A 23,735-nucleotide genomic window follows, 5' to 3' on the forward strand; every position below is an offset into this window, starting at 1 on the left:
GACCAACCAAGACGGTGTAGCCAAGCTAGCTGACTACGCTCTGTTATGCTAAGATGGGAATAACTCATGATTGATTCTCCTGTGTAAATGTGGTGTGGTAACTTCATTTTACACGAATCAATCATGGGCCATTTTTTTGCCTAAGCGTAGGTGTCGCACTTCATATTACAATCCGTCACTCCACACCAGCCGAAGAAGTGCGAAAGAATGACATTGGAGAGATTTTCTTTTCTTTAAATGACGTAACAGTGAAGGTGCCTCTTCAGCCGGTTTCCATTCGGGATACTTTAAATTCTGAGGTTCATTTTAAAAACTCACTAGAAGTGGTAGGGATTTCCGAACTTCCCGCCTTATTTTATGAACGCCCTTATTATTACCGAACGAGCCATACGTCCATCGCTGGGCATGAAGATGTAATTCCTTGGCCAAGTTTTGGAGAACGACTGGACTTTGAGCTTGAATTTGCTGCCATTGTCGGGAAAAAGGGAATCAATATATCTGCGGAAACTGCCCATGAATACATCATGGGGTATACCATCTTCAACGATATCAGCATACGTGACTATCAGCGCAAGGATATGTCAACGTCAATGGGACCTTCCAAGTGTAAAAATTTTTCTCATGGCAATATCCTCGGCCCCTGCATCGTCACAAGTGATGAACTAGACCCTTCCAATATACGACTTCAGGCACGTATAAATGGGGAGGATTGGTCGGATTCACGAAGTTCAGATATGCATTACTCTTTCGCCCAACTCATAGAGTTTATTTCAAAAGAAGAAACCTTGTATCCTGGTGAAATCATTTGCTCAGGGACTATGGCCTTCGGATGTGGCTTAGAAATAAATCGATACTTAAAATCTAACGATATCATAGAACTCGAAGTGGATGGGATCGGCATCTTACGAAATCAAATCATCAAATTTTAAATGGGGGTACAACTTATATGGAGACCTTCTTCAGAGGATCAAAAAAAGTGACGCTTATCGACTTAAGTGATTGTTTAAGTAACAAAACAAGCTCATTTGAACCAAATGCCCATAAAATTGACTATCTTACTCACGAGCAAAGCTTAACAGTCAGCAACAAACTGTTCGGTCTTGAGAAAGAAGATTGGCCAGAAGGACATGGATGGGCTGCTGAAAATGTAACTCTTTCTACTCATTCCGGTACCCACGTAGACGCTCCCTATCATTATGGTCCCACCTCTGGAGGAGAGGCTGCAAAAACCATCGATCAAGTCCCGCTTCAATGGTGTTTTGGCAACGGAGTCGTCTTAAATATGACACATAAAAAAGCCGGGGAAAGTATCACGGATGAAGATGTACTGCATGAGCTGCAAAGAATCGAGTATGAAATTAAACCTTACGACATTATTCTGATTCGCACGGATACATCAAAAAACTTTAGTCAGCCCGGATATGATAAAATGCACGCTGGTCTAAGCCGTAATGCGACTCAACTTTTGGTAGAAAAAGGGGTACGCTTGATCGGAATTGATGCCTGGGGTTTAGATCGACCGTTTGATGTCATGACGGCAGAGGCGAAGAGAGGCAACCGGGAGCAATTGTGGGAATCGCATTTCTATTGGAAGGAACGCGAATACCTACAAATAGAGCGATTGGCGAATCTGGAATTAATCCCGGTTCCTTTTGGTTTTACAGTAATCGCGTTTCCGGTAAAAATTGAAGGGGCAAGCGCCGGTTGGAGTCGCGTAGTAGCTGTTCTAGAAGAAGGATAAACAGAGAATTGGGTTCGGATAAGAATGAAATTACTGGGGATTTCCGGTAGCTTAACGGGTTCGAAAACTCTGGTTACTGTAAAAAAGGTGTTAGAGGAAGTTGGCAGGAAAGATCCAGAAATAGAAACCGTATTACTAGATATAAAGCAGTATGATATTCAATTTTGTGATGGCAGGGATCCTATTCAATATTCCGGGGACACTCGTAGCGTCATTGATATCGTTTGTTCCGCTGATTTTTATGTGATTGGTACACCCATTTTTCAAGCGTCACTCTCGGGGGCTCTCAAAAACCTTTTTGATTTAATTCCTGTTCAAACTTTTCGAAATAAAGTGATAGGATTTGTCGCAACCGGCGGAACTTACCAACACTACTTGGTCATTGAGAATCAGTTAAAACCAATTGCAGGTTATTTTCGTTCGTTTGTCGCACCGAGTTATGTTTATGCACATAATGAACATTTCAATAAAAACAATGAGATTATTGATCAAGATGTAGTCAACAGAATTTCATATTTAGCTGAAGAACTCATATTTATGCAAAGAGCATTAGGTAGGATCAGGTGACGAAGAGGGCAGTAATCATCGGCAGTCATGCCCGGTGGTAAGTGCGTCTACAGTCTTCACACACTGGTGTATGATGGCAAAAATTATTCCATCCGACGGGTTGGTAAGGCGAACCACTAAAGCAGCCGTCATTTGTTCATCCTTGAAAACATGACCCTTGGCCATTTCACAGTTTTGTCCATCGATTTTCCACCCGGTGCCAATACACACCCACGTATTTCATTCCTGCTGTAGATGAGATCGTCCTCGGAGAAGAAGTACACCCTCGCTGCCCAACCTTCTGTTCTTCCTTGCTTAATTGACGGAAATAGGCCGTCTCGTCAAAGGTACGTTTTCGACGATAGGTCAATACCCCTATGATTGTACGTTGCATCGAAAGCATCCTTTCTGGATAAGATTACTTACAATGTTTGTTGTCTGGACGAGCGGGGAATACTGATTCCATTCTGCTAAACCAGGAACGATCGGCCTAAGCGCGAGGCTTAGGTCTTTTTTTGAATTATCACCGTCCACCCATACACCTATCATGGTTCAATTCGAATCAAAAGCCAGATTTAGTGTTATTACATAGGAGTTATGAAGGGAGTCAATTACTTTGAATGTTGAATTGTTTAAGGATTTGATTAAGGATGAGCGGGGCAATTATTACGTAGCAGTCCACAAGGAAGGTAATGAGCTGACTTTGGTTAATGCGATGCTAGAGCGGTCTTACGAAGATTTATTGGAGTTTAATGAGGAATTCAAACAAAAGTATGCAGAGTACGAGCACCAGTTCATTGGCAAAATCATCATGGATAAGGTGCGGCACGACGTCGTATTCGCTTCCAAAGAGGACGGTCATGGCCGAATGCATGATTTGGGTAAGGTAATGAGCGAATACAGGGTTACGTTTATCGATATGATTGAATTTTACCGAAATCCTCGGACATGACGCCTATGACAGCGAAACCGATTAAACTTAGTGTTTTGGATTTGGTCCCCGTTTTTGATGAGGTCGATGCAACCTTCGCACTGGGACAAGCTGTAGAGCTGGCTCAAGCAGCCGAAAGACTGGGATATTTCCGTTATTGGGTGGCGGAACATCATGATATGCCAGGGCTGGCATGCACCTCAACGGATGTGCTTCTATCGCATATCGGTGCAAAAACACAGAGCATTCGTATCGGATCCGGGGCATTGCTGCTGCCGCATTATAAGCCTCTTAAAGTTGCAGAATCCTTTCATTTACTCGCTAGCTTGTACCCGGGACGAGTAGATCTTGGTTTAGGAAGGGCGCCCGGTGGTTCTGCTGAAGTCAGCCTCGCTCTCAGTGACAACTTTCTTGAAAATGTCTGGAAAATGCCAGAATTGCTCCGAGGAGTTTCCGAGTTATTGCAGGGGAGCTATGAATACGAAGGACGTCGGATTACCGCCCGCCCAACTCCATCCGTATCGCCCGAACTGTGGCTGCTAGGGACTAATAAGAAGAGCGCGGCTTATGCAGCTGAGTTTGGAACAGGTTATGTTTTTGGCCAGTTTATGAGCGACGTAGCCGGGGAGGAAGTATTAAGAGCTTACCGCGAAGCGTTTACTCCGTCAGCTCTTTCCCCTGTACCGCGAGCAATCGTTGCCGTTGGTGTCGTTTGCGGGGAAACAGTGGAGGAGGCAGAGAGGCTGGCATCCTCGGGTACAGCTTTGTTTCAACAAGAAGCTTCCGCAGGGGAAAGGGCTCCGCTTTCGGAGCGTAAGCTGCTGATAGGCACGCCTGAGAGCCTAAAGAAAAAACTCGAACAGTTATCTCACGTGTATGGCGTTGATGAATTCATTGTCGTTACGATGATTCCCGACTATCGGAAACGGTTGCGTTCTTTTGAGCTGCTTGCCCATACATGCTCAATGGCTTAATTCGTTTTATTATTACAGCAGGAAATCGTGAGCAAAAGCCCGGATGATTGCCGGGCTTTTGTGCATCCACCGACACTTCCTGCAGTTTGGGGGCAGGATTCCGCTCCCGCTATGTGTAATTATTTCCTGCTATAACAAAACCACAGACGTAACGAGGAGGGAAAGCGCATGTCATACCCTGAAAAGAAAGTCACTTTTACTCATCCAGAGACGATGCCCAAAGGTTTCGGATATTCCCATGTAGTGGAAGCAACTGGAGGCAGAACGATCTACATTTCCGGACAAGTCTCTTTGAACCAAGAGGGCCAGGTCGTCGGGGAAGGAGATCTGGCCGCACAGACGAAGCAGGTCTTTGAAAATATCAAAGCGGCCCTGGAAGCGGTAGATTCCCGTTTCGAAGACGTCGTGAAGCTGACAATTTTCATGACGGACATTACGCAGATTCCAGTCGTCCGGGAGGTTCGTGACACCTACGTGAACACGCTCACTCCTCCAGCCAGCTCAGCCGTTGAGGTGAGCAGGCTCATAAAGGAAGAGTTTCTCATCGAAATCGAAGCCATTGCTGTGGCGAATGCACGCTGACCGGTTGGGGGAAACTACTGGAAAGATGTGGTAGTAAACACGGTACGAAAAGAAGGCAGGGAAAATCAACATGTCAGCGACGTATAAAAAGGTGTTTTGGGCATCCGGATTCGGGTGGATGTTCGATGCGATGGATGTAGCACTTTTATCCTTTATTATGGTAGCACTACGACAGGAATGGGGATTGTCCGGTGAACAAGCAGGCTTGCTTGGGACCGGCAATACCATCGGAATGGCGATCGGGGCGGTGGCTGGCGGATACCTGGCAGATCGGGTCGGACGCAAGCCTGTATTTATGCTGACGCTGCTGTTGTTCGGGGCTGCCTCTCTGGCGAGTGCATTTGCCACAGGCTTTTCGCTCATGCTCCTGTTCCGCTTCCTGATTGGTCTTGGTCTGGGGGCGGAGCTGCCGGTAGCTTCTACCTTGGTGAATGAGTTTGCCCCTCCGGAAAAGCGCGGCCGCACAGTGGTCCTGCTGGAGAGCTTCTGGGCCGTAGGCTGGATACTGGCGGCCATTATATCCTACTTCGTCATCCCTGTTTACGGCTGGCGGGTAGCTGTCATCATCGGGGCCTTGCCGATGGTGTACGCCTGGTACATTCGCCGCAACGTTCCGGAGTCGCCGAAGTTTCATCAGCGTGAGGAACGTGTTCCTTTAAAAGAATTGCTCACCTCCCACAAACGGGAGACGATTACGCTGTGGATCGTCTGGTTTGCCATTACGTTCTCGTATTACGGCATGTTTCTCTGGATGCCCTCGGTGCTGGTCGACAAGGGCTTTACGATGATCAAGAGCTTTCAGTACGTCCTGATCATGACGCTGGCCCAGCTTCCCGGCTATTTCGCCGCTGCCTATCTGGTGGAGAGATGGGGAAGAAAGTACACATTGGCGACGTTTCTGTTTATGACGGGCGTCATGGCGTTTGCTTTTGGGGGCAGCACCGGTACGGGAGGGCTTCTGCTGACGGGAGCCTTGCTCTCCTTCTTTAACCTAGGGGCATGGGGTGCTTTGTACGCGTACACGCCGGAGAATTACCCGACTCCTTTGCGGGCAACCGGAGCAGGCTTTGCCTCGGGTGTCGGCAGGATTGGCAGCATCATCGCTCCTTACCTGGTAGGGCATTATTCGGCGCTTCATTATAGCTACACGTTCATTTTCAGCCTGTTTACAGTGGTCCTGTTGGTGGGGACAGTTGTCTTGCTTGTGATGGGACGAGAAACACGCGAGAAGCGAGTGACGAGTATCGCGTAAGGCTAGTAAAGGGCTAGAATGGCAGTCGCTTCGGCAATGACCCTGGCCTTCAGCTCCTCGGGGTGAATCGCCTTCATGCTTGCTCCATAGGAAAGCACCATTTCACAGGCAGACTCCAAAGTATGAAATTGTACATCGGCATCCACCCATTCGCTATCGACAGGATGGGTGGATTTTATTTGGACGTAACGCTCCTGCTTTAGGCGATCGAGTGACGATTCCCGGATACGTATTTGCGCTGGATAGCGCGGCAAGCTGGCTTGGAAGGCAGCGGTCGATTGCTCCCAGTACAGGCTCAGATCAAAGTCTTCTGGTCTGACAAAGGATTCCTCCAGAATCTTGGCCTCGACAAGCCGGGAAATGCGGTATGTCCGCAAATTATCCTCTACCTGCGCGACGAAATACCACGTGCTGCGCTTGGCGACGAGACCGAGTGGACGAACCGTTCGTTCCACCGTTTCCGTCCCCCTCCCGTACCGAATAAAAAGGACGCGCTCCTGCCACACAGCTTCCTGTACCGTGGACAGGCAGGGAAACGTCTCTGTCGATTGATGCCAGCCTGCACCGTCAATATGGATGCGCTGACGGACGTACTCAGCATTTCGCCTGCTCGTCTCAGGTGTAGCAGCCAACAGCTTTTGCCAGGCGGCTTCAAAGCTTTCCCGCATTCCGAGGTCACCTAAAGGCATTGTAGGGGACACGAGCAGCAAAGACTGGAGTTCACTTTCCTTTAAGCCCGTCAGATCGGTGCGATAACCCTCGGACAGAGCCCAGCCGCCGTTGGTCCCACGCTCCGCATAGACGGGTACGCCTGCCATGCAGAGCGCTTCCATGTCCCGATGAATGGTCCGTTCAGATACCTCCAATTTTTCTGCGAGATCCCTTGCTGTCATCCGTCCATGGTTTTGCAGCAGCAACAGGATCGAGACTAATCGATCAGCTCGCATAAAAGCCCTCCGTTCGTTTGCCATTTCCTCTCCATCGTATCTTACCGAATATGACAGCCGTTGTCATATTGGAACCGATACAATAGCGGTAAGTATTGCAGGGATTCATTTATCCAAAGGAGTGACAAACCCATGAGCCATTCAATCGAGACCATGCAGGGAAAAGTGGCAGTCGTAGCAGGCGGAACGAGAGGAGCGGGCAGAGGCATCGCCGTCATGCTGGGTGAAGCAGGTGCGACCGTCTACGTGACAGGCCGCAGTGTGAGAGGGAACCCATCGGATTTGGGCCGAGTGGAGACCATCGAAGATACGGCGGAAATGGTGACCTCAGCAGGGGGAGTGGGAATACCGGTACGCGTCGATCACTCGCAAGAATCCGAGGTAGTCGGCCTGTTTGAGCGAATCAAATCAGAGCAGGACGGTCAGCTGGATCTGTTAGTCAACGACATTTGGGGAGGAGAGTCTCTGACAGAATGGGGAAAGCCTTTCTGGGAGTGCTCTTTGGACAAAGGAATTCTGATGCAGGAGCGGGCGATTCATACGCATATGATCACGAGCTATTACGCTGCGCCGCTCATGATTGAACGAAAGAGTGGTTTAATCATTGAGATCACAGACGGGACAGACTATCGTTACCGTGGCAATCTGCCCTACAGTCTCGCAAAAATCTCGGTGATTCATCTGGCGCAGGCGATGGCGGAGGATTTGCGCCCGCATGGTATTGCTGCGGTGGCATTGACTCCAGGCTTTCTGCGCTCGGAAGAAATGCTCGATTATTTTGGAGTGACCGAAGAGACGTGGAAGGAAGCGGCAAAACAAGATCCCCACTTTCTGATGTCAGAGACGCCAGACTATATCGGGCGCGCTGTTGTCGCACTCGCTACCGACCCACAAATAATGAACAGGTCCGGGAAAGCCTTCAGTACATGGGGGCTGTCCGACGAGTTTCCCTTTACGGATCGGGATGGAAGCCGGCCGCATTGGGGGAATTACGCAAAAGAACAGGGATTTTAAGGAACCAATAAGCAAGGAAGAGCCCCTCAGAAGGGGTTCTTTGCTTTTGCAAAAAATCTATGATTTCTGGTAACTTTTTTATTTCCTACTGATTTCGTCTCTTTTTTTTTGATATACTCATGATGGTTTTAGCTCATGAGGCAGGAATGGTGAAGCCCTGATGGATTTTTTTCTCGATATGAAAACGATCATCCTTTCTTTGGTTGTTGGCCATTTGTTTACTGTTATCTTGATCAGCGCGTACTGGCGAAACCACAAAAAGGACGCAAAGATCAACGCCTTTTTCTTTGCCAAATGTACGCAGGCTCTAGCATGGCTGTTTTTAGTACTGCGTGGGGGAGTGCCAGATGCGATTAGCATCTCGTTTGCGAACTCCTTTTTGTTTGTAGGGGCTGCATTAGAGACGATCGCTGTTCTCATGCTGCTGCAAGCGTTTAACCCGATTACCCGGAAAATATATGGAATATTGACTGCATGGAATATGATTGGTTTTCATCTGATCATTCTCTTCTTCAACGAGGAATACATCCGAATCGCCTTTGCTTCTTTGGGAACGGCATTGTTTATTTTTATTCCCACGTACAAGCTTTTCAAAGAGAGTGGGTCCTCCCTGCTGATGAAAATTATAGGCTCTCTTTATCTTTTGGTCATAGTGGCTCTTTTGGGAAGATCGGTGGCAGCCGTTTTGTCTGGGAGCTCGATGGGACTTTTCACGCCTGGACTCTCTCAGACACTCTCCTTTTTGTCATTGTATCTGGTGATGATCCTAGGAAACACAGGCTATGTTCTCCTGTTGAAGGAGCAGTCTGATCGTGATTTGGTCCGATTAGCCAGTCTGGATGATTTGACCGGAGTCTTAAATCGCCGAACATTTATTTATCGAGCCAGAAAATGCATCGAGCTTTGCGCCAAGAGGAAGGCTCCGATTACACTGCTGCTTTTCGATGTGGATCACTTCAAGCAAATCAATGACACCTACGGACACGTCGCCGGTGACTACGTCCTGCAGGATTTGACCCAGAAGATCATGCGGCAGCTAGCCCCCGACGACTTATTCGGCAGGTACGGCGGTGACGAGTTCGCCATTATTTTACCAGGACAAGACGAGCTAAAATCATCCCGATTGGTCGAACGAATCAGGGAGGCAGCATTCGAAATGAGCGATGCGAATGTAACAGTACACTACACTTTGAGCGTGGGGATGCTAACAGTAGTACCCGATCGTCAGACCGAGCTGGAGTCGCTGTATCTTTCGTGTGACAAGGCGTTGTATCAGGCGAAGCGAAATGGACGCAACGGAATAGCTCACGCTGTGAGCGAAGCATAAGCATAGATGGAATCTTCGAAAAGATAGCCGTTCCATCCTGCAATCCTTTACCTGGGATACTGATTCTACAGATGCGATACTCTCCCTTCTAGTCAATGAACTGGCAAGCATCTCCTCGTACATTATGCTTGTTCCGCTTTTTGGGATAGTCTTGTTGCCAGAACAGAAAGGGAACTGGTAGTAGCGGCGATTTCCTGTATAGAACGAAGGATAACGTCCAGATCCTTTTTGTTTGCCTCAAACATAGAAATATAGTTGTCTACTTCCAAACTTGTTGCTGTCAAACCGGTTTTCACTTCGTTGACTTCCTTTGCCGTTTGAACAGTCGCTTCTTTCATGACCGAAAGTTTCAGCCTTATTTCCTCCATATTGGAGGTGCTTTCTTCCACTAATTGATTAATATCCTTGTTGGTTTGTTTGGTTTCTTCGGCAAGTTTTCTCACTTCATGTGCAACAACGGAGAAGCCCCTTCCGTGTTCGCCTGCTCTAGCGGCTTCAATAGAGGCGTTTAAAGCTAGTAAGTTGGTCTGGTTTGCAATATTCTCGATGTCTTTGGACATGGCGATGACTCTTGACAAAACACTGGAAAGCTCATTCACCTTTTCAACTGAATGGATCGCCTCTTGTTGAAGGGCAACCATTTTGTCTTCCATTTGATTGATTTTACTGAGACTATATGACGTCAAATTGTTCAAATTGTTGCTGCTTTTCATTGTCATTTCTGTATCTTGCATTAATTTTAAAGCTTTGTCATTCGTAGAGCTGGAAGCGCTCTCCGTATGTTTTACGGATTCGGCAAGTTCTTGGCTGAGGGTCCATTCCCTTGGCAGAGGGCATCGAGTCAAACGAAGACTTTGATTACCTGAAAAAGCAGGGTTTTCAGTTGTTTCAAGGCTACCTCTTTGGAAAGCCCGCTCCTGCGACTTTGCAATCGTTTCGAATGAGAGATTATTATGGATGATTTCCTTTCCTAGCCACCCACTTGCGAACATCACCAGACAGCAGCAAATTGGCAATCACACCCGCAACCAATCCCCAGAAGGCCGCGCCGATCCCCGCGATTGAAATACCGGAGATCGTGACGAGAAAGGTAATGAGGGCACTTTCTCTTTGCGACACGTCGCTCATCGCCGAGGCAAGACTGGAGCTGAGAGAGGCAAACAGTGCGAGGCCGGCGATGACCGCGATCAGTTCCTTGGGAAAGGCGGAGAATACCGAGGCGATGGTCGCTCCGAACATGCTGAAAACGAGATAAAACGCTCCGCATGCAATTCCGGCAATATAGCGCTTGGACGGATCAGGATGGGCTTCTTTTCCTGTGCAGATCGCAGCAGTAATGGCGGCAAGATTAATCCCGTGCGCACCAAAGGGGGCAAGTACGATCGAAGCGACCCCTGTCGTCGTAATGAGCGGGCTGGCAGGCGTATTGTAGCCGTCCGCTTGAAGGACGCCGATACCGGGAGCGTTTTGCGAAGCCATCGTCACGATGCACAGCGGAATTCCCAGACCGATGATGGCATCCAGGGAAAAGGTAGGCAAGGTGAAGATCGGCTGCACGAGAGCGACCTGGATGCCTCCCAGTTCAAAGCGATTCAGCAAGAAGGCGGCGATCAGCCCGACCAGCAGCGAAAAGACGACGGCGTATCGCGGCATCCAGCGCTTTGCCAGGAGATAGCAAACAATCATAGGCAATGCCAAAGCAGGCAGCTCTTGCAAGGATACGAAGACCTGCACGCCAAAGGAAAGCAGGATTCCAGCGAGCATCGCCGTGGTAATCGATGGTGGAACGTATCGCATGATCGTAGAGAAAAGGCCGGATACTCCAAGCAGCGTGATGATCACGGCAGAGAAGAGATAGGCTCCGATCGCGTCAGAGAACGGATAGACAGACAAGCTGGTGACGAGCAGAACGGCACCCGGTGTCGACCAAGCCGTAATGACGGGAGTCCGATACCGAATGCTGAGTACAATCGCCGTCAGGCCGCTGCCGATGGAAATCGCCCAGATCCAAGAGGATAGCAGTGCGTCACTCATGTTGGCTGCCTTGGCTGCCTGAAAGACGATTAATAGAGGTCCCGCATAAGAGACCATGGTGGCGATCAAGCCCACGATAAGGGCAGAGACGGAAAAGTCGGCAGGAATCCTTTTGAAAGGAGAAAAAGACCCATGCTGTTGATGAGAGCTCACGAAAAAATGCCTCCTGATGAGGGTCAGCTCGAGCTGTTGCCGGAACCCTTTTCATTTAAAATGTAGCGAATGGTGCGCTTGGTGATATTGAGCTTTTTGCTGAGCAGCTGGCGATCACCCTTTGTTTCGGTCAGCCCTTTTTCTATAATCGCCCGGCCGATTTCTCCTTCCAGCAGCTTGATCCGCCTGAGCAGATATTCAAAATCGAAGCCGTCGAGAGAAGTGACGTTTCGAGTGATCGCTTCGACAAAACGCTCGCACTCCCGATCAATTTGCTGGGTGAGCGCCAGTGGGGGCTCTTGTACAGGAGAAGGAGAGTGGCTACTCTGGATCGCCTTTTTGTGCAGACTCGCCGGCAAATGCTCTGCCCGCATGGTCTCGCACTCGTGGAGAGCAAGCGTCTGATTAAGCACGTTAATGAGCTGCCGCACATTGCCAGGCCAGTCGTAGCCTTGCAGCAGCTCCAGGGCTTCCTGGTCGATTTCACTTACCTTGCCATTTCGTTTTTGCATATAAGCGTATGCGATCGTCGGGATATCGGCTGCTCGTTCACGGAGAGGGGGAATGGACAGCTTGATTCCTTCAAGTCGATACAAAAGGTCCCGGCGAAAGCGGTTCAGCTCGACCTCGTGCTCCAGATCGCGGTTGGTAGCCGAAATAAATCGAATGTTGCTCTGCCCGACATGCTCTGCGCCAATCCGCATGAACTCACCGGTCTCCAAGGTGCGCAGCAGCTTCACCTGGATGGAGGAGGGAGCTTCTCCGATTTCATCGAGAAATAAAGTCCCGTTGTGGGCGAGCTCGAACAGTCCCTTCCTTGCTTTGAGAGCACCGGTAAAAGCCCCTTTTTCGTAACCGAACAGCTCGCTCTCCAGCAAGGTTTCAGGAACCGCCCCGCAGTTAAACGCAACGAACGGCTGCAAAGAACGTGAGCTGGCACCGTGCAGAAACCGGGCCATCAGCTCTTTTCCTGTGCCAGTTTCGCCTTCGATCAGGATGTGGATCGCTTTTTTTGCCAGCTTTTTTGCGATCGCCATGACCTTTGCCATCGGGCTATCCGGGGCGTACAGGATCCCGTACTGGGCAGCTTCCCGCGATAGCTCGCTTTCTTCCACGGTAGACGACTCCAAAACGGCATCAATGATACGCTCGAGGTCGTCCAGGTCGTCAAAAGGCTTTTCCAAATAGTCCTTGGCTCCCCATTGCATCGCGGTGATTGCGGACTTGATCGTGCTGTAGCCGGTCATGATCAGGACCTCGCAGGAGGGGAAGACTGCCTTGATCCGTTTGAGCAGATCCAAGCCATTGGCATCCGGCAGCTTTAAATCGACCAGAGCGGCATGGAAGCCCTCCGTTTGGACCTGCAAGAGGTTTTCTACCTCTTTGCCCGTATTCGCCACGGTGACCTCGCAGTTTTTTTGGCGGAGAAAGTAGGTAAAAAAGGAAGTGACCTCTGTTTCGTCATCCACGATCAGTATCCGTTTTTTCTCCATTTCGCGCCTCCTCTCGTAAAAGCGGCAGCAGCAGGGTGAACTGACTGTACTCGTTTTCTTCACTCTCGACCATCAGCTTTCCTCCATGGGCTTCGGCAATTCCCAGACTGACAGATAAGCCGAGGCCAGTTCCTTTCGTCCTCTCCTTGGTAGAGTAGAAGGGTTGAAAGATTTGCGGCAGCTGCTCTCCCGAGATTCCTTCGCCGTTGTCATAGACAGACAGTCCTACATAGGCATGAGCTTCGTCCTCAAGCAAAAAAGAGCGCAGCTCGATGCAGGGATTCTCTCGACCTGCTAATGCATCCCGCGCGTTGAGCAGCAGATTGATCACGATTTGCTCGATTTGGTGCCGGCTCCCGTGAAACTGCAGCGGTGGTTGTGTCAAATGCTTGGTGACCGTCAAGCCCGATACGGAGAGCTGATAGCCGATCAGCCCGAGTGCGTCTTCTACTACTTCATCTATCGAAATGGTAGAGAACACATACTCTTCCTGCCGGGAGAAGGTAAGCAGGTTTTGAATGATTTTTTTGCAGCGCACGCCGCATTGGTAAATGTCATTCATTAAAGGAGCTGTCGGTGTTGCTTTCATTTCCCGAAGGAGCAGCTGGGAGTTTCCGAGAATAGCGGTTAGCGGACTATTCAGCTCGTGAGCGATCCCTGCAGCCATTTCCCCAATGGCGGCCATCTTGGCGGATTGGACCAGCTGTGCTTCGATTTTGATCTTCTCGCTCACGTCCTGAAAGAGCAAGATATTTTCGACCGATACCCCCACGTGACTGGCAATCAGCGAAAAGAGCTCGGCATCCTGACTATCACTATCTGCTGACTGCTCAGCTTTCTGCAGCAGGGTAAGATAGCCAAATGCCTGATTGCGCTGACTGTGCAGCGGCACGGACAGAGCGTGATAGTCAGGGAACATCGCTTCAAGCATGTCCTTCAAAAAGCCTTTCAAAGGGTGGGTGGGCTGTTCGACGAATTCCGGGACAACGCTCGTATGTGTATGGCACTGCCATTGCCCATCCTCCTGCGATGCCAGATAGGAAGAGAGATGTCCTCCTTTTGTCAGGGTAAGCACAAAACGGGCAAACGGGAGAATCTGCGTAAGCTGGCTCGCGATGTAGATGCTGGTCTCCGGCCAAGAGGCATTGATTGAAAGCTGCGTCAGCTGGTTGATGACGGCCAGCTGCCTGTTCTTCTTTTTCATTTCCTCCACGAGGTAGGTCAGCTCGGTGTAATAGCTTTTCCGAGAGGATTGGATGCCGGTCAGCTTCTCGAGAATTTCCTGTTTGTTTTGCATAGGCACTCCTCCTACAGAGCTTGACGGAAAAGGGTAGCGACATCCTGTGCATTCATGTCGCGAGGATTCGTGGTCATGCAGACGTCGAGCAGGGCGTGTGCACTCAACAGCTCAATTTGATCGGGGACGAGCCCGATAGCAGACAAAGATTCGGGACAATCCAGATCCCGTGACAGCTCCTTTACTGCTTTCAGGGCCAGTCGGGAGGATTCTGGAAGGCTCAACCCCGCCGTGCTTTCCCCGAGGCATTCGGCGATGTGCCTGTACTTTTCGGGGGCTGCGATAAAGTTGTATTCGAGCACATGGGGCAGCAGGATGGCATTGACCTCGCCATGCGGCGCATCGAGAAAGCCTCCCAGCTGATGGGACATGGCGTGGACGGCACCGAGGATCGCATTGGAAAAGGCGATTCCTGCCTGCAGGCTTGCCATCGCCATCGCCTGCTTCGCCTCCTCGTTGTACTGACTGGCAACGGAAGGGCGCAAATGCTTGGCGATCAGACGCATCGCCTGCAGGGAATGGACTTCGGTCAAGGGGGTAGCGGCGAGAGAAATATAAGATTCGATGGCATGCGTCAAAACGTCCATGCCTGTATTTGCCGTGAGCTGCCTGTCCTTTGTCATCAGTGTTTGTGGATCGATGATAGCGATGTCAGGGATCAGAGATTTGGATATGATGGCCATTTTTACTTTTCTTGCACTGTCTACAATGATGGAAAATTGCGAAACCTCTGATCCGGATCCAGCGGTAGTTGGAACCATGACCATGGGAGGAAGCGGGTGAGTGATCTTGTCTACGCCTTCATAATCGACGATGCTGCCGTCATTGGTCCCGAGTAGCGCAATCGCCTTAGCTGCATCGATCGCGCTGCCGCCGCCTACCCCGAGGATGGCGTCGCATTCCAGCGCCCGATACTCGGCGACACCTGCGTGAATTTCGTAATCCTTGGGATTGGCAGTCACGTTGGTCCACAAGTGGTACGCGAGCTTTTGCTGACTGAGAATCTGCATGATTCGCTCGACCCAACCCGCGTTTACGACACCTGAATCGCTGACGAGAAAGACGCGTGTCGCTCCCAGCCTGCGCAAGCTTTCGCCGATCTGAGCAATGGACTGGTTGCCAAAGATGATTTCCGGTGTCATGAATTTGGAAATTTGCATGCATTCGTCCCCCTTTTTCCACTAACTAGTAATACCGCAAAGGTGAACAAATCCCTCTTCTGGCCAAAAGGTTGGCAAATGGGCCGATTTTTCGGCTAGTCTGGCCGAAAGAATGGCTCGCTTTCAGGAGAGGGGCGTCAAAAGATAGGGAAAATAAAGCGCTTTCAGTTTGGCATGACGCTTGCTATAAAGAATGGCATCACACAAATCCATGCGGCTCATGCCGAAAGTGGGAATAAGGGAGGAAATAAGGGATGAAGGCAGCGGTAGTCAACGAGTTTCAAAAAAAGCTGGAGCTGAAGGAAGTAGCGGTGCCTGAAGTAGGGTATGGGGAAGTCCTGGTCAAAATCAAGACGTGCGGGGTGTGTCATACCGACCTGCACGCAGCCCATGGGGACTGGCCTGTGAAACCGAAGCTGCCCTTGATTCCAGGGCACGAAGGAGTTGGGGTAGTCGAAAAGCTGGGTGAAGGCGTTACTTCTTTGAAGCTGGGAGATCGGGTAGGGATTCCGTGGCTGTTCTCTGCATGCGGGGAATGCGACTACTGCCTGACTGGCTGGGAAACGCTTTGCCAACAGCAGCAAAACGGAGGCTATTCCGTGGATGGCGCCTACGCTGAATACTGCGTGGCACCTGCAGCCTACGTGGCGCGTATCCCAAGCGAGCTCAGTGACGTGGATGCAGCTCCGATCCTGTGCGCAGGCGTGACCACGTACAAAGCGCTGAAGGTCGCAAACGTGAAGCCAGGGGAATGGGTGGCCATCTACGGAATCGGCGGCCTGGGACACGTCGCGCTCCAGTACGCAAAAGCGATGGGGTATAACGTAGTCGCAGTCGATATCCACAAAGAAAAGCTGGACCTGGCAAAAGAACTCGGCGCCGATGTAACCGTAAACAGCAGCGAGGTAGATCCGGTGGAAGCGATCCAAGAGAAGGTCGGCGGTGTACACGGAGCGGTCAGTGTGGCCGTTACCAAAAAAGCGTTCGAGCAAGCGTACAAATCCGTCAGACGCGGGGGCTCCCTCGTTGTCGTGGGATTGCCAAATGCCGAGCTGCCGATCCCGATTTTCGATACCGTTTTAAACGGCGTAACGGTAAAAGGCTCGATCGTCGGTACGCGTAAAGACATGCAGGAAGCGCTGGACTTCGCTGCCCGCGGCAAAGTGCGCGCGATCATCGAGACACAGCCGCTCGACAAGATCAATGAAGTATTGGAGCGAATGGAAAAAGGCCAAATCAACGGTCGGGTTGTTTTAACGATGGAGTAGGAAATCAATCAATTAAGGCTGTCACGCTGGTAGAGACCAGGCGTTGGCAGCCTTTTTGCATCGTTCATCCTGCACGGATTTGACGTATTCATCATGATCATATTTCAAAAGTGGAGATATCAAAAAAACGAAAACGAGCTACCTGCACCTATAGTATGATTTTTCAAAAAACAAGATTTTGATACCATAATAGAGAGTCGGACAGACGATTTAGGGGTGATTGGATTGAATCTCGGTACGGTTTTTGATTGTGCGGTAAGTCGGTACCCGTTCCATGTCGCTCTCGTCGAGAATAACGAGCGATACACATTTGATGAAATAAACGAGGAAGTAAATCGGTTGGCGACTTCCATGTTGAAGCTCGGTGTAGCTAGAAGAGACCGAGTGATGATGCTACTCAAAAACAGGAAAGAAGCTGTATGTATGTTTTGGGCGACTCAAAAGCTCGGGGCGATATTTACCCCGATCAGTATGAGGCTATCGCCAGAGGATACCCAGTATTGCATCAACGATTCAGAGCCCAAAGTCGTCGTATATGAGAGCAATAGCCGTCGGGCGGTGATGGCTGCGAAATTTAGTGAGCGCCCCATTTTTATCGGGTTGGAACAAGGAGAGGGGGATCTTTCCTATGCCGACTTGGTGAAGAGAGGGACGCATCCGTTTGAAAGTGTAGGGGTGGACGATGAGGATATCGCTATCATGCTGTACACGTCGGGAACTACTGGATTTCCAAAAGGGGTGCCTCGTTCCCATAAGAATGAATACGCTTCCACGATCGCGCACATCATTCAAAATTCATATGCAACCTTCGATAGCACACTGGGCGTGATGCCTTTATACCACACGATGGGAATGCGTTCTTTGTTGGCCATGTGCGTGTTGAACGGGAAATACGTGCTGGCTCCAAGCTGGGATCCTCACTCTGCACTCACGCTGATTGAAAAAGAACGGATTAGCTGCTTATACATGATTCCCCGGCTGTACCATGAGTTACTGGAAGATTCATCTAGTTCCCAATCAGATCTGTCGGCACTCAAGAAGATCGGCTATGCGGGCGCTCCAATGTCAGAAGCGTTGATCACGAAGTGTTTTCAGCGAATACAGCCAAAACATTTCGTCAATCATTACGGCAGTACCGAAATCTATACTTTCACTACTTGCTCCACACTGGACAAAAAGCCTGGTTGTGCTGGTAAGCCAGGCATTCATCAACGAGTAAAGCTGGTCACACCTGATCCTTCGGGCGGTTCTACTCCGCAAGACGAGGTACCTGCTGGTCAGGTGGGGGAGATCATCATTCATGCCGGCTCGGACGAAGCGTTCAAAGGATATTGGAATCGGCCTGACGCTACACGAAAGGCCATCCGAAACCAATGGTACTTCACAGGAGATCTTGGGAAGTTCGATGAAGATGGGGATTTGTACATTGTGGGCAGAATTGACGACATGCTGATTTCAGGAGGGGAGAACATTTCACCGATAGAGGTAGAAAAGGTGCTTTCCAGTCACCCGAAAGTAGCAGAAGCAGTTGTGATCGGGCAGGAGGACGATAGATGGGGCCAGATTGTTGTTGCATTCATCGTTCCCCTCGATCCGGCGGTAACGGTGCAGGAGCTCGACCAATACTGCAAACATCACGCGAAGCTATCCAATACAAAACGACCACGGAAGTACCTGTTTGTCGACGAACTTCCGAGGAATGCTTCTGGAAAGATTATTCGACGAGAGCTTTCCAACGGTCTGACAGGAAGAAACGACGCATGAGAAAGAGGCGATAATTTTGTCTGGACTGCTCATTATCGATGATGAAATAGAAAGCAGTGAAGATATCCGATCGATTCTTATGGGAAGCCAGTACAATTACCTTCCAATTTATGAATGTGATAGTGCGCAAAAAGGATTGGGACTTGTTCGTAACTATCACCCGAACATGGTGATACTCGATTTGTCATTGCCTGATTTGGACGGGATCGAATGCGGTAAGATGATCCTGGAACAAAGTCCGCATATTCCCGTCGTCGTTCTCACGCATATCCAGATGTTCGAGGTAGTACAAGCCGTCATCAACGCGGGTTTTTCAGGGTATCTGTTAAAGCCGGTTTCGAAGATAGAGTTCCTTGGCACCTTAAACCGGCTATTGATACCGCAGCTGTTTAAGGAAACCCAGTCGGTGAGAAAACCAGGCGTTTCCCAAGAACCGGTTGAGATCGATTTCGGAAATCCGATTCAGAGCGCCATCCACTACATTCATAGCCAATATCACGAGCCAATCACTCTGAATGATGTCGCAGACCGCGTCTATCTCAGCGGGTCCCATTTTAGCCGATTATTTAAAGCGGAAATGAGGATCACATTTATCGAGTACTTGACCAAGCATAGGGTGGAGCAGGCAAAAAAACTGTTGAAAATGACATCGCTACCCATTGAGGTCATTGCAAACAACGCTGGTTTTACCAACGCTGGTTACTTCGCGACCACTTTCAAGCGTTTGGAAAATATAACCCCGAGTGAATACCGGCAGATGTTTTCCAGTCTTCTTTCCTAAAGGGAAGATTGAGCAAAAATGTGGAAACGAGATTGGAAAAAATGTAAAACCGCACAATTCAAAATATTCCTATGATAGAAGCATGCACTTCCAAGATTTGAGGTGATACAGAATTGATGGAGATCTATGAAGGGTTGAAGCACTGCCTGGAAAACAAGCAACGAGCAGTCCTAGCGACAATCATTGAAGTAGACGGGTCCACCTACAGGCGTGAAGGGGCGAGCTGTTTCATTACAGAAGACGGCAAAGTGCTGGGGACCGTGAGTGCTGGGTGCGTCGAAGGGGATTTGTTTGAGCATGCTAGGGACGTTCTCGAATCGGGAAGAGCGCGAACGCAGCATTATGATTTCCGGTCGGAGGAAGATTTGCTCTGGGGCATGGGAGTAGGCTGCAATGGCGCTATGAAGATTCTTCTGCAGCCATTTGATCCCGTTCGATACCCTGCATACACCAATCATGTGTTCCAGATGTATGAGAAGAAAGTCTTCTGTCGGAAGGAGTTTATTGTAGGTATCGTAATTGATACGGCTGATCCTTCCACACATCAAATTGGAACCCCTTACATTTTTGAACAAGATGAGCGAAGTACGCCGAGGATACGCAATGGATCCAGGGGGCTCGTCCATTGGGAGTTGAAAGATGTTCAAGTCACCCTGTACGTGGAGACGGTTCAGCCTCGCCCCATGCTAGTGGTATATGGAGCGGGTCCGGATGCAATCCCACTGGTTCAGGGAGCGAGCAGGCTCGGATGGCATGTGACGCTCATTGATCATCGAGAGCATGCACTCTGCCATCAGGCCTTTGCATCAGCAGACCGATTGCAGCTAATCAGTCGAGAGGATTACGGGAATCTTTACGTGGACGAGAATGCGTATGTCGTAGTGATGACTCACAATTACCTGCTGGATGCAAAGGTAGTGAAAAGAATGATTGACTCTACGATCCCTTATCTGGGCGTACTCGGTCCACGCAAAAGAATCGAGCGGATTCTCCAGGAAATCCACACAGAACAGAAAAGGCCTATAGTCGTTGATTTTGCAAAACTGCATGCACCGATCGGATTGGATATCGGAGCTGATTCACCCGAGGAAATCGCCTTGAGCATCTTGGCAGAGCTCACAAGCTGCCGGAATCGGCGAGGTGGCCAGTCCCTGAGATTACGCAACGAACCGCTGCATGAGCGACACGAGTTTGTCTCAGAGAAGGTACTGGCACAAAGGTGAATTCTAGAGTCGGGATTGTCATAATGGCTGCAGGTTTTTCTAAGAGGATGGGCTGCCAGAAATTGCTCTTGCCCTATGGACCCCAAAGCCTGTTGAGGCACGTAGTTAAAAAAAGGGTTGAATACAACAGCAAGCGAGGCCGTTGTTGTACTTAATTCTCAGTTTGAAGATTTGTTTAGTGAGATATCGAATTTGCCTATCTGGGTAATCGACCCGTTGACGGTGGACTTGTGTTGCTGGCAGATCAGCCGGGAATCGAGCCAGCCGTCCTAGAAGTGGTGATTGACCGGTTTGGACAGACAGAAAAAGGAATCGTTCAAGCAGCAATCCAGTTTGGAGGGAGCGGCAAGTGAACAAGCAGCATATTGGCAAACCGATGGCGCGAGTAGAGGATGCGCGGCTGACGTCTGGGCAAGGCAGCTTTATCGAGGATATGAACCCGCTGCCCAACATCCATCACGCCGCCATCCTGCGCAGCCCTTATCCCCATGCCCGCATCAAGGCGATTCGCACGGAACAGGCCGAACAGATGCCTGGCGTGAAAGGAATCGTGACGGGCAAAGATGTGGTGGAGTTGACCCATCCGTTTCCAGTAGGGGTAACCGCTCCGGTCAAGTATTACTCCTTGGCGGTAGACAAAGTCCGCTATGTAGGAGAGCCAGTGGCCGTTGTCGTGGCGAAAAACAGGTATCTCGCAGAAGATGCGCTGGAGCGGATTGAAGTGGAGTACGAACCACTCCCTGCCGTCGTCGATATCGAGACGTCCCTTCTTGCGGACAGTCCCATTCTTCACGACGAGGTAGGCTCCAACATCGCCAACCACCGCACATTCTCGTATGGAGACCCCGACAAGGCTTTCCGCGAGGCGGAGCTTGTGGTGAAGCACAAATTCATGTTTCCCAAATACAGCGCCACACCAGTGGAGACGTACGGAGTCATCGCCCACTATCAATCAAGCAGCGACAGCCTGACGATCTGGTCTAATTTCCACGGTCCGTTCACCTTGCAATCGGTCATGGCGGCAGCTTTGCGGATCAACAGCAACCAGCTGCGAATCATGATCCCCAAGGATGTGGGGGGAAGCTACGGAATCAAGTCGGGGGTATATCCCTACATGGTGCTGATGGGGGTCGTCTCGAAAAAGGTAGGCTTGCCCGTGAAGTGGATCGAGGATCGCCAGGAACATCTGATGGCGAGCTCGAGCGGAACGGACAGGGTGACCTGGATCGAGGCAGCCGTGAAGCGAGATGGGACCGTGACTGGCTTGCGGATGAAAATGGTGGATAGCGTCGGGGCTTATGTCCGGGCACCTGAGCCAGCTTGTCTGTACCGGACGCACTCCAACAGCACCGGCGCCTATCGGATCGAGCATCTTGCCATGGAAACCATCGCGGTCATGACCAACAAAAGTCCGACCGGGCTGATCCGGGGCTACGGCGGGCAGCAGATGTACTTTCCGTTGGAGCGGATCATGCACATGGTGGCGACGAAGCTGGGGCTGGACCCGGCTGAGGTCCTGCGGCGGAATTTGATAGCCAAAGAGGAATTCCCGTATCAGACACCGTCGGGTGGAATTTACGACAGCGGTGACTATCGGCAGGCGTTTGAAAAGCTGATGAGCATGGCGAAGTACGAGGAGTTTCGAGAGCGTCAGGCAAAAGCCAGACAGGAAGGCAGATATTTGGGGATCGGTTTGGCTTGCATCGTCGAACCATCCGGCTCCAACATGGGCTACATCACTGTCGCATTGACCCCGGAAGAGCGGGGAAGGTCGTTGCCAAAGTCAGGGTGCGCGGAAGGTGCCACAGTCTCGATTGATCCGATGGGCGGCATCAGTGTCCGAATCAGCACGGCCCCTACTGGGCAAGGTCATGAAACCGTCTCGGCTCAGATCGTGGGAGAAGTGCTTGGAGTGGACCCGCGAACGGTCAAGGTGATCGCGGAGATGGATACGCTGACCAGCCCATGGTCGGTAGCCTCGGGCAGCTACTCCAGCCGCTTTGGCCCTATCGGATCGAGCGCCGTTTATCAGGCGGCGGGAAAAGTCCGGGAAAAGCTGCTTCGGATCGCAGCCGATCAACTGGGGCGCTCGCCTGATGAACTGGTCATGGAAACGGGCAAGGTTGTGGTGCGAGACGACCCAACCAAACAAATCTCGCTCAAGCGGCTTGTCGGTTCCGCCCACTGGAACCCGCAAGGATTGCCGGCGGGAACGGAGCCAGGCATTCACGAGACCGCCTTTTACACGATTCCGACTGCGCTGCCTCCCGATGAAAACGATTTGATCAATGGTTCGGCCACCTACGGATTTGTCGCCGATGCGGTCACAGTCGAAGTCGATCCCGCGACCGGCGATGTGCAAATCCTGGACTATTTCACCATCCATGACGCAGGCGTGCTCCTGAATCCTCTTATCGCCGACGGCCAGATCATGGGCGGGTTGGCGCACGGATTGGGCGGCGCGCTTTACGAGGAGCTGGCCTACGACAAGAACGGTCAGTTTCTGGCAGGGAGCTTTATGGATTACCTGTGTCCGACAGCTACAGAGATTCCAAAGGTGACCATCGCACACATCGAGACGCCATCGCCATTGACGCCTCTCGGGGCAAAGGGCTTGGGAGAAGGCAATACGATGAGTGCGCCAGTAGTGATCGCCAATGCGGTTGCAGACGCCATTTCCCCATACGGTGTCACGATCGACACGCTGCCCTTGTCGCCAAACCGGATCTGGTCATGGATACAACAAGCGAAGAGCAAAGAGGAGGAATTGGTATGAACGGAAATGGATCTGTCGAGCTGAATGCCTCGGTCGAGCAAGTATGGGCAAAAATCCTCGATCCCGAGGTGCTGGCCGAGTGCATCATGGGGTGCAAGGAATTGGTGCTGCTAGAGGATGGGAAGTACCGCGCCGACCTGGCAGTAGGAGTTGCCGCGGTGAAAGGAAAGTATGACGCGACGATTCAGCTGACCGATGTGGAAGAGCTGAAAAGCTACAAACTGATCGTACGCGGAGAGGGGGCCCCGGGCTTTGTAGAAGCAGAAGGCCTAATCGAACTGATCCCGGCAGAAGAGGGAACCACCACACTCACCTATGCGTATCAAGCAGAGGTCGGGGGGAAGGTAGCGTCGATCGGCCAGCGGATGCTTGGCGGGGTCGCAAAGCTGTTGATCTCAGACTTTTTCAAAAAGATGAAAAAACAAGTGGAAAATGAACAAAAAACAGCCTGACATCAGATGCGGAGGGGTTT

Annotated in this window: 23 protein-coding genes; 16 read left to right on the forward strand and 7 right to left on the reverse strand. The window is 50.6% G+C overall.

Going from position 1 to position 23,735, the window contains the following annotated elements:
* The first annotated feature begins 197 nt into the window (after positions 1 to 197).
* The 3 genes from EDM55_RS23905 to EDM55_RS23915 are packed head-to-tail and all read left to right on the forward strand — an operon-like array spanning position 198 to position 2,308.
* Positions 198 to 929 carry a fumarylacetoacetate hydrolase family protein gene (locus EDM55_RS23905; RefSeq protein WP_183191745.1) on the forward strand — a complete coding sequence of 244 codons (732 nt, stop codon included), beginning with the start codon at positions 198 to 200 and terminating at the stop codon, positions 927 to 929.
* Between the two features lie 17 nt (positions 930 to 946).
* Complete coding sequence (locus tag EDM55_RS23910) at positions 947 to 1,741, forward strand: cyclase family protein (protein ID WP_246071066.1); 795 nt, start codon at positions 947 to 949, stop codon at positions 1,739 to 1,741.
* A gap of 24 nt (positions 1,742 to 1,765) precedes the next feature.
* Complete coding sequence (locus EDM55_RS23915; protein ID WP_122961539.1) at positions 1,766 to 2,308, forward strand: NADPH-dependent FMN reductase; 543 nt, start codon at positions 1,766 to 1,768, stop codon at positions 2,306 to 2,308.
* 166 nt (positions 2,309 to 2,474) lie between these two features.
* Here EDM55_RS23915 and EDM55_RS30015 read toward each other — a convergent pair whose 3' ends face one another.
* On the reverse strand, positions 2,475 to 2,681 hold the full coding sequence (locus tag EDM55_RS30015; protein WP_141295737.1) for a hypothetical protein: 207 nt from the start codon (positions 2,679 to 2,681) through the stop codon (positions 2,475 to 2,477).
* 222 nt (positions 2,682 to 2,903) lie between these two features.
* On the opposite strand from EDM55_RS30015, the gene EDM55_RS23920 reads away from it, so the two are divergent.
* The 4 genes from EDM55_RS23920 to EDM55_RS23935 all read left to right on the forward strand — a co-directional run bounded on the left by EDM55_RS23920 (position 2,904) and on the right by EDM55_RS23935 (position 6,026).
* Entirely contained in the window at positions 2,904 to 3,239 is a 336-nt protein-coding gene (locus EDM55_RS23920; protein ID WP_092277093.1) for a hypothetical protein, read from the forward strand.
* Positions 3,240 to 3,244: 5 nt separating this feature from the next.
* Positions 3,245 to 4,192 (forward strand): LLM class flavin-dependent oxidoreductase, encoded by a 948-nt coding sequence (locus EDM55_RS23925; protein WP_092277096.1) that lies wholly within the window; start codon positions 3,245 to 3,247, stop codon positions 4,190 to 4,192.
* 168 nt (positions 4,193 to 4,360) lie between these two features.
* Positions 4,361 to 4,774, forward strand: coding sequence for a RidA family protein (locus tag EDM55_RS23930; RefSeq protein WP_122961540.1), 414 nt, complete (start codon positions 4,361 to 4,363; stop codon positions 4,772 to 4,774).
* 70 nt (positions 4,775 to 4,844) lie between these two features.
* The gene (locus EDM55_RS23935; protein WP_122961541.1) at positions 4,845 to 6,026 is read left to right on the forward strand and encodes an MFS transporter; all 1,182 of its coding nucleotides are present in this window, start codon (positions 4,845 to 4,847) and stop codon (positions 6,024 to 6,026) included.
* A 2-nt stretch (positions 6,027 to 6,028) separates the two neighbouring features.
* On the opposite strand, the gene EDM55_RS23940 is transcribed toward EDM55_RS23935, so the two are convergent.
* Positions 6,029 to 6,973, reverse strand: coding sequence for a helix-turn-helix transcriptional regulator (locus EDM55_RS23940; protein WP_122961542.1), 945 nt, complete (start codon positions 6,971 to 6,973; stop codon positions 6,029 to 6,031).
* A gap of 144 nt (positions 6,974 to 7,117) precedes the next feature.
* Here EDM55_RS23940 and EDM55_RS23945 point away from each other — a divergent pair, with 144 nt between their 5' ends.
* A complete protein-coding gene (locus tag EDM55_RS23945; RefSeq protein WP_122961557.1) occupies positions 7,118 to 7,987 on the forward strand; it encodes an SDR family oxidoreductase in 870 nt (289 codons plus the stop codon).
* A gap of 160 nt (positions 7,988 to 8,147) precedes the next feature.
* On the forward strand, positions 8,148 to 9,314 hold the full coding sequence (locus tag EDM55_RS23950) for a GGDEF domain-containing protein (protein WP_122961543.1): 1,167 nt from the start codon (positions 8,148 to 8,150) through the stop codon (positions 9,312 to 9,314).
* 122 nt (positions 9,315 to 9,436) lie between these two features.
* Here EDM55_RS23950 and EDM55_RS30650 read toward each other — a convergent pair whose 3' ends face one another.
* Genes EDM55_RS30650 through EDM55_RS23980 form a run of 5 tightly spaced genes read right to left on the reverse strand, consistent with a single transcriptional unit; the run spans position 9,437 to position 15,451 of the window.
* Positions 9,437 to 10,306, reverse strand: coding sequence for a methyl-accepting chemotaxis protein (locus EDM55_RS30650; protein ID WP_246071067.1), 870 nt, complete (start codon positions 10,304 to 10,306; stop codon positions 9,437 to 9,439).
* The gene (locus EDM55_RS23965; RefSeq protein ID WP_246071068.1) at positions 10,266 to 11,501 is read right to left on the reverse strand and encodes a benzoate/H(+) symporter BenE family transporter; all 1,236 of its coding nucleotides are present in this window, start codon (positions 11,499 to 11,501) and stop codon (positions 10,266 to 10,268) included. Before EDM55_RS23965 ends, EDM55_RS30650 begins: the two co-directional genes overlap by 41 nt.
* A gap of 23 nt (positions 11,502 to 11,524) precedes the next feature.
* A complete protein-coding gene (locus EDM55_RS23970; RefSeq protein WP_122961546.1) occupies positions 11,525 to 12,994 on the reverse strand; it encodes a sigma-54-dependent transcriptional regulator in 1,470 nt (489 codons plus the stop codon).
* On the reverse strand, positions 12,963 to 14,291 hold the full coding sequence (locus tag EDM55_RS23975; protein ID WP_122961547.1) for an ATP-binding protein: 1,329 nt from the start codon (positions 14,289 to 14,291) through the stop codon (positions 12,963 to 12,965). Before EDM55_RS23975 ends, EDM55_RS23970 begins: the two co-directional genes overlap by 32 nt.
* Before the next feature lie 11 nt (positions 14,292 to 14,302).
* Positions 14,303 to 15,451, reverse strand: a complete 1,149-nt coding sequence (locus EDM55_RS23980; protein ID WP_092277119.1) for an iron-containing alcohol dehydrogenase — start codon at positions 15,449 to 15,451, stop codon at positions 14,303 to 14,305.
* Between the two features lie 254 nt (positions 15,452 to 15,705).
* Between EDM55_RS23980 and adhP the strand changes: the two genes are divergently transcribed.
* From adhP to EDM55_RS24015, 7 genes are all read left to right on the forward strand, one after another.
* Positions 15,706 to 16,719, forward strand: coding sequence for an alcohol dehydrogenase AdhP (gene adhP, locus EDM55_RS23985; protein WP_092277122.1), 1,014 nt, complete (start codon positions 15,706 to 15,708; stop codon positions 16,717 to 16,719).
* A 225-nt stretch (positions 16,720 to 16,944) separates the two neighbouring features.
* Positions 16,945 to 18,483 (forward strand): class I adenylate-forming enzyme family protein, encoded by a 1,539-nt coding sequence (locus EDM55_RS23990; RefSeq protein ID WP_092277125.1) that lies wholly within the window; start codon positions 16,945 to 16,947, stop codon positions 18,481 to 18,483.
* A gap of 16 nt (positions 18,484 to 18,499) precedes the next feature.
* Positions 18,500 to 19,264 carry a response regulator transcription factor gene (locus tag EDM55_RS23995; RefSeq protein ID WP_092277128.1) on the forward strand — a complete coding sequence of 255 codons (765 nt, stop codon included), beginning with the start codon at positions 18,500 to 18,502 and terminating at the stop codon, positions 19,262 to 19,264.
* Positions 19,265 to 19,380: 116 nt separating this feature from the next.
* Positions 19,381 to 20,487 (forward strand): XdhC family protein, encoded by a 1,107-nt coding sequence (locus tag EDM55_RS24000; RefSeq protein ID WP_122961548.1) that lies wholly within the window; start codon positions 19,381 to 19,383, stop codon positions 20,485 to 20,487.
* A gap of 23 nt (positions 20,488 to 20,510) precedes the next feature.
* Positions 20,511 to 20,642: an NTP transferase domain-containing protein gene (locus tag EDM55_RS31490; RefSeq protein ID WP_139228132.1), complete on the forward strand. Its 132-nt coding sequence runs from the start codon at positions 20,511 to 20,513 to the stop codon at positions 20,640 to 20,642.
* A gap of 194 nt (positions 20,643 to 20,836) precedes the next feature.
* Positions 20,837 to 23,263, forward strand: coding sequence for a xanthine dehydrogenase family protein molybdopterin-binding subunit (locus EDM55_RS24010; RefSeq protein ID WP_246071069.1), 2,427 nt, complete (start codon positions 20,837 to 20,839; stop codon positions 23,261 to 23,263).
* The gene (locus EDM55_RS24015) at positions 23,260 to 23,715 is read left to right on the forward strand and encodes an SRPBCC family protein (RefSeq protein WP_092277137.1); all 456 of its coding nucleotides are present in this window, start codon (positions 23,260 to 23,262) and stop codon (positions 23,713 to 23,715) included. Before EDM55_RS24010 ends, EDM55_RS24015 begins: the two co-directional genes overlap by 4 nt.
* Positions 23,716 to 23,735: the final 20 nt, after the last annotated feature.

This window comes from Brevibacillus centrosporus (assembly GCF_003710815.1).
In the GTDB taxonomy this organism is placed as follows: Bacteria; Bacillota; Bacilli; order Brevibacillales; family Brevibacillaceae; genus Brevibacillus; species Brevibacillus centrosporus.

What these genes read in the sequence shown, in the direction of transcription:
- adhP (WP_092277122.1), top strand. Translation starts at nt 15,706, where the DNA reads ATGAAGGCAGCGGTAGTCAACGAGTTTCAAAAAAAGCTGGAGCTGAAG.
- EDM55_RS23935 (WP_122961541.1), top strand. Translation starts at nt 4,845, where the DNA reads ATGTCAGCGACGTATAAAAAGGTGTTTTGGGCATCCGGATTCGGGTGG.
- EDM55_RS23930 (WP_122961540.1), top strand. Translation starts at nt 4,361, where the DNA reads ATGTCATACCCTGAAAAGAAAGTCACTTTTACTCATCCAGAGACGATG.
- EDM55_RS23910 (WP_246071066.1), top strand. Translation starts at nt 947, where the DNA reads ATGGAGACCTTCTTCAGAGGATCAAAAAAAGTGACGCTTATCGACTTA.
- EDM55_RS30015 (WP_141295737.1), bottom strand. Translation starts at nt 2,681, where the DNA reads ATGCAACGTACAATCATAGGGGTATTGACCTATCGTCGAAAACGTACC.
- EDM55_RS31490 (WP_139228132.1), top strand. Translation starts at nt 20,511, where the DNA reads ATGGCTGCAGGTTTTTCTAAGAGGATGGGCTGCCAGAAATTGCTCTTG.
- EDM55_RS23970 (WP_122961546.1), bottom strand. Translation starts at nt 12,994, where the DNA reads ATGGAGAAAAAACGGATACTGATCGTGGATGACGAAACAGAGGTCACT.
- EDM55_RS23980 (WP_092277119.1), bottom strand. Translation starts at nt 15,451, where the DNA reads ATGCAAATTTCCAAATTCATGACACCGGAAATCATCTTTGGCAACCAG.
- EDM55_RS23975 (WP_122961547.1), bottom strand. Translation starts at nt 14,291, where the DNA reads ATGCAAAACAAACAGGAAATTCTCGAGAAGCTGACCGGCATCCAATCC.
- EDM55_RS24000 (WP_122961548.1), top strand. Translation starts at nt 19,381, where the DNA reads ATGGAGATCTATGAAGGGTTGAAGCACTGCCTGGAAAACAAGCAACGA.
- EDM55_RS23925 (WP_092277096.1), top strand. Translation starts at nt 3,245, where the DNA reads ATGACAGCGAAACCGATTAAACTTAGTGTTTTGGATTTGGTCCCCGTT.
- EDM55_RS23950 (WP_122961543.1), top strand. Translation starts at nt 8,148, where the DNA reads ATGGATTTTTTTCTCGATATGAAAACGATCATCCTTTCTTTGGTTGTT.
- EDM55_RS24015 (WP_092277137.1), top strand. Translation starts at nt 23,260, where the DNA reads ATGAACGGAAATGGATCTGTCGAGCTGAATGCCTCGGTCGAGCAAGTA.
- EDM55_RS23940 (WP_122961542.1), bottom strand. Translation starts at nt 6,973, where the DNA reads ATGCGAGCTGATCGATTAGTCTCGATCCTGTTGCTGCTGCAAAACCAT.
- EDM55_RS30650 (WP_246071067.1), bottom strand. Translation starts at nt 10,306, where the DNA reads ATGTTCGCAAGTGGGTGGCTAGGAAAGGAAATCATCCATAATAATCTC.
- EDM55_RS23915 (WP_122961539.1), top strand. Translation starts at nt 1,766, where the DNA reads ATGAAATTACTGGGGATTTCCGGTAGCTTAACGGGTTCGAAAACTCTG.